Here is a 13335-nt window from a genome sequence, read left to right as displayed (position 1 = left end):
TCATAAGAGTTTTGAATTTTCAATCTTCTATGTTATAATGAAAAACAAATCTATTTGGATAGAAAGGACGTTATCTACGTATGCCAACATTTACTTTGTAATGGACCAGCAATTGGATAGCATTACTCTCAAAAAAGCACCGTGCTTTTTCAAGGGAGTAGTCTGCCCATTCCCATTACAAAGGAACGTATTGCATCTGTAGTATGATGTTTACGGAGGTTCCTAAGGGAACCTCCTTTTATTTTTGTCTTTTCCTCATGTCTTCATACTACAAGACATCCAAATAGCTGTATTACGTTTCTTTGCCACTACTATAAGAGGTGAAGAAAAATGCAGAAAGTACAACTTTCTTGGAGTTTATATGAAAATCAGCAAAACACAATCGAAAAATATTGTAAAAATTGCAGACGCACTACCCTATTTACCGACACAAATATTCGTAGGCATAACGCCAACGGAAAAAACATATATCGCTTTGCTATTTATAAATGTCCGAAAGATCATACGTGGAATCAAAAACTTCGGATTTATAAATCATTTACTGACCACGTTGAAACAGTTGATATGACGCAGCAAGATCAAACGGAAACAACTACTATTTCCATTACACAGCATAAAGAAAGTGGCATAGCTGAAATTACGATTGTATTAGACCTCGTTTTCGGTTCCCACCGGATGGATAAAGCTTTATCCACATATATTTCAGATTGGAGCCGTACACTCATTGTGGATAAAATTAAAAACGGGGATATTCAATTGAACGGGCAACAAATGAAGCCAAATACAATACTTTCTGAAGGCGATCATATCTCGATTTGTTTATAATGCAAAAAAATCCTCTTACGATTGTAAGAGGATTTTTTTATTTCTTCACTTTTCGTAATACGAAATGTGCACAACCAAAGTTGCAGTACTCGTATAAATACTCCGATAACGTACTAATTTTCGTATCATATGTCGCACGCTGGTTACTATCATCAAAGAAGCCGCGCAATCTAAGTTGCTCATAACCCCAGTCCCCAACGATGTAATCATATTTATTTAAAATTTCTGCATAGCGCTCTTTAAATGCTTCTTCACTAAAACCGTCACGAAAGTTTTTAATTACTTCGTACTGCACATTATTAATGCTCACCGTAGCATGAATCTCTTGCTTTTGCTCCATCATTAACTTCCTCTCTAAGCATTCTTCTTTTTATCGTATCACAAAGCATACCAACCAACAATTTCAAATACAAAAAATTGAAAATTAGTGCATGCTATGGAGAAGGAGGTGATACATCGTGAAAAAACAAATTATACTTTCTCTTCTCACTCTTTCCTTATTTGCAGGATGCCAATCAACGAATAAAGCCGAAATGGAACGTGAAGAAGGAAGTCGTGTTCTTGTTTCCAATAAAAACGACATGTATCATACGGAAAATACAAATACACGATTAACGAGAGTCGGCTATTCATCTAAACAAAAGCATGAAGTATCTAATAAACAAGTAGGAACCATTAACCGTGAGAAAGTTGCTGAAATGATTACAAGCATGACAGTCAAACTTCCTGACGTTACAAACGCTGCTACGCTCGTTACAGACGATGAAGTATTTGTTGTATACCGTGCAAACACAACGGATCCGAAACTCGTAGCGGATCAAGTATATAGAGCTGCTTTGTCCATCGTCCCTCGCTATTATAAAGCATATGTATCAACAGACCAAAAGTTGATTTCTCAAATTCAAGGGCTTCAATCTGGCGCATTAAATGATACAGAATATACGCAAAGCCTCGATATGTTAAAACGTGAAATGAGTAAAAATCCTCATTTGAACAATACAGGGGATCAGACTTTGAATGATATGATAAAAAAATAAAGAAGGTGGAGAAAACCTCCATCTTCTTTATTTTTTACTATTTCTTACGATTTGCGTAAACCTCCATCGCATCACACATAAACTGAGCTAATCCTTCACCAAACTTATCGATATTTTTCGTAAAGCGCTCATCAGCGACGTACATTTGACCAAGTCCTTTAAAAGCATCTAATGAATATTCACCGAATTTTTGCAAGTAATTGTACCATACTCCAATTGCTTCTTGTGCCTCTTTAGAATCTGGTGCTCCGTGTCTAAGCGCCGCTAAGTTTCTGTAAATCGTATTAAACTCTTCTTGGTTTTCTTTAGACATGCCTTTCGCATATTCATTCGCTTTATCTACAGCTGCGTCTCCCCATCTTTCACGCGCTTCTTCTTCGTACGGATTATGGCTGAAATCGAAGCCTTCAAATTTCTCTTTATTCGTCATTTCAATCTCTCCTTTTGTATGCTGAATTGTTTTATCAATCGTCGCAATCACTTTATCTAACCTAGCCCGCTTTTCAAGAAGCATTTTCTTATGAAGCTGCAGTGCTTCTTCCCGGTCAAATGATGGACTCATGATAATTTCTTTAATTTTCTTCAAAGGGAAGCCTAATTCTTTAAAAAATAAAATTTGCTGCAATGTCTCTAAATTTTCATTGGAATACAGACGATATCCAGACTCTGTCGTCTCATCTGGGGTTAACAACCCAATTTCATCGTAATGATGCAGTGTGCGCACACTAATTCCAACTAAATTAGCTACTTCTTTTACCTTCATTGCCATGTGTATCTCCCCCTTAATACATACGATAAAGTATGACGCAACGTTAGAGTCAATAAGTAAATTCATTTTCTTTATAAAATATTTCATGCATAATAGATATGTACATATATTAGAAAGCGGTGAAAATATGGTTTCAAATACTGTAATTGCCAGCATCATCTTTCAACTCATTGTCTCGATTCTGGTCCCAATTATTGTACTCGTTTATTTCCGTAAAAAATATAATATAAATTGGAAAGTAGTCGGTGTTGGTGTTCTTATCTTTATCGGATTTACCCAAATTCTCGAAACACCATTCCACCTATTTATGCGCGGTAATCCAGCAATCGCTCCAATTTTAGAAAATCCATTTGTTTTCGCACTTTATGGTGGACTCACTGCTGGTATTTTTGAAGAATTAGGACGCTTCGTTGCCTTCTTCTTCCTACTAAAAAAATATCAAGAATATAAAGATGGCTTTGCTTACGGAATCGGTCACGGCGGAATTGAATCCATTTTAGTTGGCGGATTCTCTGCATTCCAAGCACTTATATTTGCGAATTCAATTAACAACGGTAGCTTCGCCCAGATGGTCGAAAAAATGCCAGAACTAAGCCGCCTACAAGACATGTTAATTCAGCAACCTGCCTACTTATACTTCCTTGGTAGCTTAGAAAGAATTATGGCACTCGTGCTTCAAATCGCCTTTACAATGCTTGTCTTATACGCAGTGAAGCAGAAGAAATATATCTTCCTTGTGTACGCTATACTATTCCACGCACTTGTAGACTTCTTCGCGGCACTTTACCAAACGAAAACAATTAACATCTTTGTTGCAGAAGGAATCACCCTTCTCTTCACAATTGGCGCTATCATTCTTATTCGTAAAATGAAAGAGAAATTAATGAGTGTGCCAAAGTAAAAATAACCCGCCTGTTGGTGGGTTATTTTTTATAAAGATTATCATAGCGATGATAACTTTTACCGCTTTGCAGCTCCTTCTTTGTTTCTGCATCTATAACGATGTACTTGTGTAACTCTTCTACTTCATTTTGAGAAAAGGAAGCGAAAAAATAAACTTGGCGATCAGGGTGAATAAAAGAATCTTGAAGCACCACTTCACCCCGACAACCCGCGGCTGTTTTTTGTAGAAAGGAAAATTCTTCGTCGGGTACTTCTTTAAATAAAATCTTTTTCCGAACACTATACGCTGCATTTTTGTATTCTTTATACATTTTCTTATCTAACTGTTCGTAAAACACATCCCCACTTACAAATGACTTATTTCGATTGCTCGGATAATCTAACTTTTGATTGGATTGTGCATATGTTGTGGACATTTGCGTAAGAAAACAAATCATGAATACGAGACATATCATTTTTTTCATACTGGCACCTCAATTTTCATTATCCACATTACTTTTCCACATATTTAGATCAATATGCCGTTTCCAATAAAGTGAAACTTTAATCAGCCCTCACCAATCGGACTTTAATGGGCAGCCCGACCCCCACCTAACTTCTTTGCTTGCGCTGAATTTTGAGGTGGGGGTCTTACTGCCCATTAAAGCGGGATAAAAAGGAATTTTTTCCGCATTTGTCGAAGTATATAGCGTCAACTTGAAAGATGGGGATGAATTATGAAGAAAATCATTGTAATACGACATTGTTCAGCCGCTGGACAAGAACGTCATGCCGAATTAACGACCGATGGAAAAAAACAAGCAAACACCCTTGCTACATTCCTCTTAGAAAATCATCTACAAATAGATCATATTATTTCAAGCCCATTTGTGCGGGCTATCGATTCTATTCGGCCCTATGCACTCCAAGCTAATTTGTCTATCCAAGAAGATGAACGATTAGCTGAACGCATATTAAGCGACGTTCCAATGGACGATTGGATGCAAAAACTAGAATCTACTTTTATAAATATAGATATTGCCTTTTCAGGCGGAGAGTCAACAAAACAAGCAACGGACCGTGCTATATCGATTATCGAAGACGTTTTAAAATTAAACCATACTACAATATTACTCGTTACACATGGAAACTTACTTACGCTCATTTTAAAGCACTTTGATCATACGATCGGCTTTCATGAATGGAAAGCTTTAACGAATCCTGATATGTACGAAATTACAATTGATGAACAATGTAGCCTAAAACGATTATGGAAAGCACCGTCCAAGTAATATCTCTTTCCAACACATTCAGTTGACGCCACGAGAAGAAACTGTACTAATAATAGAAAGGGGTATCACTCCATATGTACGAAGATGTACTTGCTTTACTACATAAAACAAATATTTCTTATGAAAAGTTTGAACATGAACCGGTACTCGATTATGAGACAGATCGGATCGTACGCGAGAGGCTTGGCTTACAAGGCACTCCAAGTAAAAGCTTATTTTTAAAATCAAAGGCTGGAGATTATTACGTATTTTTCACGTTAGAGGGCACAAGGCTTAACCGCGGAGAGATGAAAGAACTAACGGGAGAACGCTTATCTCTCTGTTCTCCTGATGAACTGCGAGACAAAACTGGTTGTACGCCGGGATGTGTAGCTCCTTTCGGGTATTCACACGATGTAACAATTATTGTGGATAACGCTATTTATACGTACGATAAAATTTTAATTACACCTGGTGTACCTGAATTTACAATTGAATTATCCACAGAAGAATTAAAAAAGATTTTATTAACATGTTCAAATACTGTTTTGGAGTACAAACAAAAAGAGAGCTAATCATTAGCTCCCTTTTTTCATTATTTTGCTTCTGCTGTGTTTTCTTTTGCAGAACGAACTTGCTCGTCCGCATGGTAAGAAGAACGCACAAGTGGGCCAGCTTCACAGTGGCTAAAGCCTTTGCTAAGTGCAATTTCTTTCAGCTCTGCAAATTCTGCTGGTGGGTAATATTTAAGAACTGGTAAATGCTTCTTAGATGGTTGTAGGTATTGTCCAAGAGTTAAAATATCTACATTGTTTGCACGTAAGTCATCCATTGCTTCAATTAAATCTTCTCTCGTTTCACCTAAGCCCACCATAATGCTCGATTTAGTTGGAATATCAGGCTGCATTTCTTTTGCTCGACGTAAAAACTCTAATGAACGATCATATTTTGCTCTAGCGCGAACTCGGTCAGATAATCGACGTACTGTTTCAATGTTATGGTTTAAAATATCTGGTTTTGCATCCATTAACATTTTTAAGTTTTCTTCTACTCCACCCATATCAGATGGTAATACTTCGATTGACGTAAATGGATTTTTACGACGTACAGCGCGTACTGTTTCAGCAAAAACAGCTGCTCCACCATCTTTTAAATCATCACGTGCAACCGCTGTTATAACAACGTGCTTTAAGCCCATTTGTACTACAGAATCTGCTACGCGTTCTGGCTCTTGTAAATCAAGCTCAGTTGGTAAGCCTGTTTTAACCGCACAAAAACGACAAGCACGTGTACAAACCGCACCTAAAATCATAAATGTTGCTGTTTTTCTTACAGCCCAGCATTCATGAATATTCGGACATTTTGCTTCCTCACAAACTGTATGAAGATTTTTAGAACGCATCATTTTCTTTAAGCCTGTATAGTTTTCATTCGTGTTTAACTTAATTTTCAACCATTCGGGCTTGCGCTTATATTCTGTTTGTTTTGTCATGGTTATCAACTCCGCACAATATGAAATAGTTTACCGTGTTCGCTTCTTTCAATGTAACATATCTATTCTAACGTATGAAAGCGATTTGCTCAAATGAAGATTCTAAGATTTTTTCCAATCGTTCCCTATAATGAAATACTCCGTATATCCCACACTAAAAAGAGTGATGATGTGAAAGGAGTCTATTTCATGCTTCGAAAAATTTCTCTTTTGCTTTCGATTTGCTTTCTTCTCCACCAGAACATCGCTTACGGTGAAGATAATCAGCAAAGCATATACGAAAAGCGCATGGCACTATATAAAGAAACCGAGCAATCTTCAGGCATTCCGTGGTATTACTTAGCTGCAATGGATCAATACGAAAGAAATATACGGAGCGTAAGAAAAGATATTCCGAAAAAACCAGATGCCATCATTTCCCTTTATTTCAAACCAGAAATATGGGCTGGACCTGTTAATGGTAACGACACTCTCCCCCATACAATTGCTCTATTTGGCGGGTTAGGTTTAGATGGTGACAAAGATGGATTTGCAAATGCAAATAACGACCGTGATCTTTTGCATACAGCAGCAACGATTTTAAAGAAACAAGGAACGTCAGAAGAACGTATTAAAATCATGCTCTGGGAATATTATAGACGTGCGAAAACAGTTGAATTAATTACCGAATACGCCCAAATTTATAAGCATTATGGACGTATTAATTTAGAAGGAAATGCGTTTCCTCTCCCTATTCGCAGTGACCATAGCTACCGTAGTACATTCGGCGCTGGAAGAAGCTTTGGAGGAAGAAGAGTTCATGAAGGAACTGATATTTTTGCAGGCTATGGCGTACCAGTAAGATCCACTTGCTATGGCATTATTGAAACAAAAGGCTGGAACCGCCTTGGCGGATGGCGCATCGGCATTCGCGACCTTCATAATAATTACCATTATTACGCTCATTTAGGCGGATTCTCAAAAGAAATACAGCTTGGGCAAATTGTCGAGCCTGGAAAAGTAATCGGATTTGTTGGTAGCACCGGTTACGGACCTCCCGGCACAGCTGGAAAATTCCCGCCCCACCTACATTTCGGTATGTATAAAGACAATGGTTATACAGAATGGGCTTTCGATCCATACATGCATTTAAGTCTTTGGGAGCGAAAAGAACGCACGAATACAAAACGATAACCGTAGCACATTGCTACGGTTATTTTTTATATTCGACTAACTATCCGTTTTCTTTTTATCAGGTACAACAACACTTCCGCTTCCATAATACGTAGGCACTTCCCCTTGAACGATACGCGTCGCAATCGGAACATCTTGTTTTACTTTTATTTCTTTCGTATGAAATGGAATAATGACTTGCAACGTCACTTCCATCTCCATAATAATTTGAATCGCTGTCGTATTGATTCCGTGCGGCTCAATTTTTTGTTTAATATCCGTATTTACATGACCAATCGTTGTGAAATCAATTGGAATGTCGGGTCCGATATTTCCAAGAAGTGCATTATTTGTTACACGCCCAAACGGAACTGCCATCGTTGCCCCATTTTTTTCAGAAATACCTAGCCCCTTCAAATTCCCTTGTTCTACTTGCTGTAAATATTTTTCTATGTATGTGGTCGTTGACGTTACGATTTCATTTACTTGCTTCGTATTTAAATTAATTGTGGATACTTTCCCGTTTTTATCATTTTGTACTTTCATTAATGAATCGACATCGAATCCCTCATCGATCCTATCTTTTACCGCCTTCGTCATAACCGCTGTCGCCATTTTATGTGTCTCTACTTCTCCATATTTCATTAATGTCGGCTGAATGCTGCTATTCACAATCCATAATCCTTGCACGAGTAATATGACAAAAAGAATAAACGACATAAGCAGTATATGCCGAAAGGAAATAGGTCCCCTTCGAAACCGCGAATTTTTCGAACGAAATATACTCATACAAAACCCTCCTTCTTATATCATTTCTATGCAAGAAGGAGGGACGATATATGCTTATCTCATTTTTAATAATGCTTCTTTTCCGATTGTACCAGCCGTAATACCTAAAGCTTCGGCTTCAATCGTTACTGATTCTAGCGGCGCTTCAAGAAGTTGTTCAATCGTTCTTACACCAACCGCGCGGCCAGCAATAATACCTCGATCCCCTAACTTCTCATTTAAAAGACCTACATCTAATGCACCGCACATAATATATCCTTTATCGCTCATTACAGCTAGCAAATTTGTCTTTGGAAGTTTGACGCTAACCGCAATAAACGTATAATTATCGATTATAATTGGCTCTACATTAACCATAGTTCACACTCCTCTCTTTCTTATCTGTATGACAAGAGAAAAATGAGTGTTACAAGTTAACTAGCCTATAGTTTGACGGAAGATGTATAAGTTATTAACATGTCTGCTAACACATCTCTAAGTAGTTCTGGCATATAATATTGTTTGTCAGAAAGTGTGGATAGCTCTGGGTATAAGTATCCAAATGTGAACATATCGATCGTTCCCACTGTATATATACGATCTAACTCAAGCGATTCTCCGTTAATTAATACATCTTCGAGTAAAATTTTATTCCCGGGAATCGTATCTGGAATGACTTCTACACCAGCGTAAATCATTTTTCCCATTACCTTCCCGCGGAATCCGAATCCTTTTACCTCAAGGTTCTCCATATTCGGGCGGCGTGCTTTCAAGATCACTTCTCGTAACGTTTTCCCCGGCACTTTCAATAAACATGGATTAATGGGATGTGGACAAATTCTGTGAAGATCTCCGCGCGTCACAACTCCTTCTTCTAATCCTTCAAGAAGTACACCAGCGTTCACCATGCCAATCTCTGCACCACACCAGTTTTTCAGCGCATTTGCTAACATGTGCGAAAATGCTGTCTCATGAAACCAATTAACCGGTAATGATTCCTTTAAATGAACGACAGGCTCTTCCATAATATGTTCACTTTCTTCCTGCAGCGCTTCAATTGTGGATAACGGTTTGCTATAAGCACCTAAACGTTCAGTCTTAATCGCTCTACCATCCTTTTTCAACAACTTCTTCGTCTCTTTATCCACAGTAAGTTGAACGTGCCCAACGTAACGTCCCCACTTCTCACAACAGCATAGTAACGTATTATTCATAAGAACACCACGCTCAAATAAATGATGCGTATGTGCCCCTAAAATAACATCTATATCATAATGCTCCGCCATATGCTCATCCATGCTTTTTCCAAGGTGAGAAAGGACAACCGTTATATGAGCCTCATCTCTCACTTCTTCTAAAATAGACTCTAAATGCTCGATTGGATCTTCAATATGCCAATCTAACATTTGATAAAACTCTGGATACGCAACCGTTAATCCGATAAAAGCAATCGTAATCCCATCTGTCGTTGTATGTAATTTATAAGGCTTTGCCCACTCTGGACGTACCCCTTCTTTTTCAAATAAATTCGCGACAAGCACCTCAAATCCAGCGTCATCATATAGACGATTCAAATGCTCCTTCGCTAACGTAATTCCTTCATTGTTTCCGATCGTTACATAATCATATAACGCCTCATTTAAAAGCTTCGTATTGCCAAGCCCATTCGTCGCTTCCGAAATACTATGAAAACGATCCACATGATCGCCGATATCTACAGTCAAAACGGTCTCTCCCGCTTCCTGTCTTCGCTTTTTCTCTCCTTGTACAAACCGAGAAATTTGCGGCCAATTCTCAAAATGACTATGTATATCGTTTGTATGATAAAGGTGGATAATTGTTTCTTTATTTATATTCAGAGAAAAAACCTCCTCTCAGTTCCTTACTGCCATTTACGCTATGCGTACGCAATAATCCTGTAAATACTTTTCGTCTTTTCTTGCTATTTTACATTGTACTCGCATTGTGAGAAAAAGCAAAAGATTGCCCTTTTTATATGAAAAACTTTCTTTTTTAGTTGTTGGATTCGTTGAGAGAACGGAGGGGGGATTTGTCAGAAAGTTTGTTGAGTGGTTTTACGAGGTGTTTGGTGGATTTCCTTGTGTGGGTCCTTGTGGGGGTTCCTTGTGGGGGTTTGTCAATATCTTAGCCTCAACTACTTCCATTCGGCCACTTCATGCATATCATCTAAATATTGAGGGGTATACGCCCGCTCTGCTATGTCGTAATTTGTTGATAAGTCGATATTCCTTGTCGAATCGTCGATATATTGAAATAATCGCTGATATATTGAAATAATCGTCGATATATTTGAAAAATCGCTGATATATTGAAATGTATACTAGCAGGGGTATACTCATGCACATATACCTTGTAACACGACATATGTCGTATTACAATCTCATTATAAGGTGGTGAACCATAAAATGGATAAAGAGATATTAAAAGGAAGTATTGATATTTTACTTCTCTCCATCATTAAACAGCACGATACGTACGGATATGAAATTATTCAAAAGCTAAAAGAAAACAGCAATGATTTATACACAATGAGCCAAGGTACACTCTATCCAGCACTCAAACGTCTGGAACAAAAGGATTTAATAAATTCCTACTGGGGTGAATCTGAAACGGGTATGAAACGAAAATTTTATCGCATTACTACGAACGGAAAGAAAATTTTAGAAGAAAAACTAACAGCGTGGGATTCAGTTACAGCTCTTATTAAAACTTGTCAGAAAGGAGCTTTAAATTAATGACGATTGAAGAATATATAAAGAGTATCGTTCAAAAAACAAACCTATCCCAATCTGATAAAAGCGAACTATACTTCGAAATTTATGATCATCTCATAAGCTTAAAACAAGAATTTCTCGATCAAGGAAAATCTGAAAAAGAAGCTACTGCATTAGCCATTCAAAACTTTGGAGAAGCCTCTACTTTAGGAACTGAAATTGAAAAAGCGATGCAATCTTCTACACAAAAATATGTACAGTGGATTGGCTGGGGATTGTTTTTACCGTATTCGTTTGTTTTGTTATTTAAACTATTGCTCGGGAGGTCAGCCTTTTACTTTGGTAATCTGAAGTACTTCTTTGAAACAGGTGACTGGCATGCTATACACGGTGGGTTAATAAACTTAATTCCTTTCAGAAGTACAATCAACTATTTAAGTGGATTCGATCCTACTCATTTACTAGATCCTTATAATATAGAAATCGTACTTATGAACACATTAGGAAACGTCATCATATTCATCCCATTCGGATTCCTGCTACCTTTATTATTTAAACAAATTAACAATGTAAAAATGGCATCCAAAATTTTTATTAAGTTCATTTTATTAATTGAATCGTTACAACTCCTTACCTTTACTGGTGTTTTCGATATTGATGACATCATACTCAATATGCTAGGAGCTTTAATTGGGTACGGTTCTTTTGTTGGGATAAAGTATATTTTGGAACGTGTTAAATCTGTGGATAAGGTGGATACGATTTAGGTTCGGGGTATACGACCTGTTCTTCCTGTCGTAATTTGTTGATAAGTCGATATCCCTTGTCGAATCGCCGATATATTCGGAGTTATCGTCGATATATTTAGCCAGAAACCCACCTGGGTATCTCGGCTAACCCCACCCCAAGCCAAGCTCACACAATAAAAAAAGCGCCCTGCACAGCAGGGCGCTTTCTTCATACATATATTAACCGATAGAACCTTCCATCTCAAACTTGATTAGGCGGTTCATTTCAACTGCGTATTCCATTGGAAGTTCGCGAGTGAATGGCTCGATGAAGCCCATTACGATCATTTCTGTAGCTTCTTGCTCAGAAATACCGCGGCTCATTAGGTAGAATAATTGTTCTTCTGATACTTTCGATACTTTCGCTTCGTGCTCAAGTGAAACGTAATCGTTTTTGATTTCGTTGTAAGGAATTGTATCAGATGTAGATTGATTATCCATGATTAACGTGTCACATTCGATGTTAGAGCGAGAGTTTTTCGCTTTTGGTCCGAAGTGTACGATACCACGGTAAGTTACTTTACCACCATGCTTCGCAATCGATTTAGAAACGATTGTTGAAGACGTGTTTGGTGCTAAGTGAATCATTTTTGCACCAGCATCTTGGTGTTGGCCTTTACCAGCAATCGCGATAGATAATGTTAAACCACGAGCGCCTTCGCCTTTTAAGATAACTGCTGGGTATTTCATCGTTAATTTAGATCCGATGTTACCGTCAATCCATTCCATCGTTGCGTTTTCTTCACAAACCGCACGTTTTGTAACTAGGTTGTATACGTTGTTCGCCCAGTTTTGGATTGTTGTATAACGGCAATATGCATCTTTCTTAATGATGATTTCTACTACCGCACTGTGAAGTGAGTTAGTCGTGTAAACAGGTGCTGTACAACCTTCTACGTAGTGTACGTGTGCGCCTTCGTCTACGATGATAAGCGTACGCTCGAATTGTCCCATATTTTCAGAGTTAATACGGAAATACGCTTGAAGTGGTGTATCAACTTTCACACCTTTTGGAACGTAGATGAATGATCCACCAGACCAAACTGCAGAGTTTAATGCTGCGAATTTGTTGTCTGTTGGTGGGATTACTTTTCCGAAATGCTCACGGAAAATATCTTCGTTCTCTTTTAATGCGCTATCTGTATCTTTAAAGACGATTCCTAGAGCTTCTAGGTCTTCTTTCATGTTGTGGTATACAACTTCAGATTCGTACTGTGCAGATACACCAGCTAAATATTTTTGCTCAGCTTCTGGAATACCTAATTTATCAAATGTCGCTTTAATTTCATCAGGTACTTCATCCCAAGACTTCTCAGATTTCTCAGATGGTTTTACGTAGTACGTAATTTCATCGAAATCTAAGTCGTTTAAGTCGCCGCCCCATTGTGGCATTGGCATTTCATAGAACTTATCCAGTGATTTTAAACGGAAGTCTAACATCCACTGTGGTTCTTCTTTCATACGTGAAATCTCTTCAACGATCTCTTTTGTTAAACCGCGTCCAGCACGGAAAATCGAAACGTCTTTGTCTTTGAAACCATATTTATAATCGCCGATATCTGGCAGTTGCTTCGCCATGTTGGTGTGTCCCTCCTTAGATAACCTCGTTTTTAGGA

General features: G+C 38.0%; 16 protein-coding genes. 8 read left to right on the top strand and 8 right to left on the bottom strand.

Features of this window, described 5'->3' with window-relative positions:
• Positions 1-330 precede the first annotated feature (330 nt).
• On the top strand, positions 331-825 hold the full coding sequence (locus ACTFRN_RS23410; RefSeq protein WP_014893433.1) for a hypothetical protein: 495 nt from the start codon (positions 331-333) through the stop codon (positions 823-825).
• Positions 826-862: 37 nt separating this feature from the next.
• Here the strand turns inward: ACTFRN_RS23410 and ACTFRN_RS23405 are convergent, their stop codons facing one another.
• Positions 863-1165: a YutD family protein gene (locus ACTFRN_RS23405; protein WP_000435941.1), complete on the bottom strand. Its 303-nt coding sequence runs from the start codon at positions 1163-1165 to the stop codon at positions 863-865.
• A 118-nt stretch (positions 1166-1283) separates the two neighbouring features.
• On the opposite strand from ACTFRN_RS23405, the gene ACTFRN_RS23400 reads away from it, so the two are divergent.
• Complete coding sequence (locus ACTFRN_RS23400; RefSeq protein ID WP_014893432.1) at positions 1284-1862, top strand: YhcN/YlaJ family sporulation lipoprotein; 579 nt, start codon at positions 1284-1286, stop codon at positions 1860-1862.
• Between the two features lie 37 nt (positions 1863-1899).
• On the opposite strand, the gene ACTFRN_RS23395 is transcribed toward ACTFRN_RS23400, so the two are convergent.
• Entirely contained in the window at positions 1900-2631 is a 732-nt protein-coding gene (locus ACTFRN_RS23395) for a MerR family transcriptional regulator (protein ID WP_001241001.1), read from the bottom strand.
• Positions 2632-2716: 85 nt separating this feature from the next.
• Between ACTFRN_RS23395 and ACTFRN_RS23390 the strand changes: the two genes are divergently transcribed.
• On the top strand, positions 2717-3532 hold the full coding sequence (locus tag ACTFRN_RS23390; protein ID WP_002163480.1) for a YhfC family intramembrane metalloprotease: 816 nt from the start codon (positions 2717-2719) through the stop codon (positions 3530-3532).
• Between the two features lie 22 nt (positions 3533-3554).
• Here the strand turns inward: ACTFRN_RS23390 and ACTFRN_RS23385 are convergent, their stop codons facing one another.
• On the bottom strand, positions 3555-3998 hold the full coding sequence (locus ACTFRN_RS23385) for a hypothetical protein (RefSeq protein ID WP_088106284.1): 444 nt from the start codon (positions 3996-3998) through the stop codon (positions 3555-3557).
• A gap of 252 nt (positions 3999-4250) precedes the next feature.
• Between ACTFRN_RS23385 and ACTFRN_RS23380 the strand changes: the two genes are divergently transcribed.
• Positions 4251-4805 carry a histidine phosphatase family protein gene (locus ACTFRN_RS23380; protein WP_000721017.1) on the top strand — a complete coding sequence of 185 codons (555 nt, stop codon included), beginning with the start codon at positions 4251-4253 and terminating at the stop codon, positions 4803-4805.
• A 74-nt stretch (positions 4806-4879) separates the two neighbouring features.
• Positions 4880-5359 (top strand): YbaK/EbsC family protein, encoded by a 480-nt coding sequence (locus tag ACTFRN_RS23375; RefSeq protein ID WP_088106283.1) that lies wholly within the window; start codon positions 4880-4882, stop codon positions 5357-5359.
• Positions 5360-5379: 20 nt separating this feature from the next.
• Here ACTFRN_RS23375 and lipA read toward each other — a convergent pair whose 3' ends face one another.
• Positions 5380-6276, bottom strand: coding sequence for a lipoyl synthase (gene lipA / locus ACTFRN_RS23370; protein ID WP_000166370.1), 897 nt, complete (start codon positions 6274-6276; stop codon positions 5380-5382).
• Between the two features lie 189 nt (positions 6277-6465).
• Between lipA and ACTFRN_RS23365 the strand changes: the two genes are divergently transcribed.
• Positions 6466-7449 (top strand): M23 family metallopeptidase, encoded by a 984-nt coding sequence (locus ACTFRN_RS23365; protein ID WP_000944675.1) that lies wholly within the window; start codon positions 6466-6468, stop codon positions 7447-7449.
• A gap of 36 nt (positions 7450-7485) precedes the next feature.
• Here the strand turns inward: ACTFRN_RS23365 and yunB are convergent, their stop codons facing one another.
• From yunB to ACTFRN_RS23350, 3 genes are all read right to left on the bottom strand, one after another.
• Positions 7486-8217: a sporulation protein YunB gene (gene yunB, locus ACTFRN_RS23360; RefSeq protein WP_000021810.1), complete on the bottom strand. Its 732-nt coding sequence runs from the start codon at positions 8215-8217 to the stop codon at positions 7486-7488.
• Between the two features lie 54 nt (positions 8218-8271).
• Entirely contained in the window at positions 8272-8574 is a 303-nt protein-coding gene (locus ACTFRN_RS23355) for a YunC family protein (RefSeq protein ID WP_000248463.1), read from the bottom strand.
• 65 nt (positions 8575-8639) lie between these two features.
• Complete coding sequence (locus tag ACTFRN_RS23350; RefSeq protein WP_088106282.1) at positions 8640-10031, bottom strand: bifunctional metallophosphatase/5'-nucleotidase; 1392 nt, start codon at positions 10029-10031, stop codon at positions 8640-8642.
• A 591-nt stretch (positions 10032-10622) separates the two neighbouring features.
• On the opposite strand from ACTFRN_RS23350, the gene ACTFRN_RS23345 reads away from it, so the two are divergent.
• Positions 10623-10952: a PadR family transcriptional regulator gene (locus tag ACTFRN_RS23345; RefSeq protein WP_000356633.1), complete on the top strand. Its 330-nt coding sequence runs from the start codon at positions 10623-10625 to the stop codon at positions 10950-10952.
• The gene (locus ACTFRN_RS23340; protein ID WP_049111945.1) at positions 10952-11698 is read left to right on the top strand and encodes a VanZ family protein; all 747 of its coding nucleotides are present in this window, start codon (positions 10952-10954) and stop codon (positions 11696-11698) included. The genes ACTFRN_RS23345 and ACTFRN_RS23340 overlap by 1 nt, the downstream gene beginning before the upstream one ends.
• A 201-nt stretch (positions 11699-11899) precedes the next feature.
• Here the strand turns inward: ACTFRN_RS23340 and sufB are convergent, their stop codons facing one another.
• A complete protein-coding gene (gene sufB / locus ACTFRN_RS23335) occupies positions 11900-13297 on the bottom strand; it encodes a Fe-S cluster assembly protein SufB (protein ID WP_001118823.1) in 1398 nt (465 codons plus the stop codon).
• Positions 13298-13335 lie beyond the last annotated feature (38 nt).

The organism is Bacillus cereus group sp. MYBK245-2 (assembly GCF_051916145.1).
GTDB lineage: Bacteria > Bacillota > Bacilli > Bacillales > Bacillaceae_G > Bacillus_A > Bacillus_A pacificus.
This window is presented reverse-complemented; position numbering and strand designations above follow the sequence as displayed.

Bases quoted from the DNA above. Each gene is read 5' to 3' on its own strand.
- ACTFRN_RS23410 (WP_014893433.1), top strand. From the start codon at position 331: ATGCAGAAAGTACAACTTTCTTGGAGTTTATATGAAAATCAGCAAAAC.
- ACTFRN_RS23405 (WP_000435941.1), bottom strand. From the start codon at position 1,165: ATGGAGCAAAAGCAAGAGATTCATGCTACGGTGAGCATTAATAATGTG.
- ACTFRN_RS23395 (WP_001241001.1), bottom strand. From the start codon at position 2,631: ATGGCAATGAAGGTAAAAGAAGTAGCTAATTTAGTTGGAATTAGTGTG.
- ACTFRN_RS23390 (WP_002163480.1), top strand. From the start codon at position 2,717: ATGCATAATAGATATGTACATATATTAGAAAGCGGTGAAAATATGGTT.
- ACTFRN_RS23385 (WP_088106284.1), bottom strand. From the start codon at position 3,998: ATGAAAAAAATGATATGTCTCGTATTCATGATTTGTTTTCTTACGCAA.
- ACTFRN_RS23380 (WP_000721017.1), top strand. From the start codon at position 4,251: ATGAAGAAAATCATTGTAATACGACATTGTTCAGCCGCTGGACAAGAA.
- ACTFRN_RS23375 (WP_088106283.1), top strand. From the start codon at position 4,880: ATGTACGAAGATGTACTTGCTTTACTACATAAAACAAATATTTCTTAT.
- lipA (WP_000166370.1), bottom strand. From the start codon at position 6,276: ATGACAAAACAAACAGAATATAAGCGCAAGCCCGAATGGTTGAAAATT.
- ACTFRN_RS23365 (WP_000944675.1), top strand. From the start codon at position 6,466: ATGCTTCGAAAAATTTCTCTTTTGCTTTCGATTTGCTTTCTTCTCCAC.
- yunB (WP_000021810.1), bottom strand. From the start codon at position 8,217: ATGAGTATATTTCGTTCGAAAAATTCGCGGTTTCGAAGGGGACCTATT.
- ACTFRN_RS23355 (WP_000248463.1), bottom strand. From the start codon at position 8,574: ATGGTTAATGTAGAGCCAATTATAATCGATAATTATACGTTTATTGCG.
- ACTFRN_RS23345 (WP_000356633.1), top strand. From the start codon at position 10,623: ATGGATAAAGAGATATTAAAAGGAAGTATTGATATTTTACTTCTCTCC.
- ACTFRN_RS23340 (WP_049111945.1), top strand. From the start codon at position 10,952: ATGACGATTGAAGAATATATAAAGAGTATCGTTCAAAAAACAAACCTA.
- sufB (WP_001118823.1), bottom strand. From the start codon at position 13,297: ATGGCGAAGCAACTGCCAGATATCGGCGATTATAAATATGGTTTCAAA.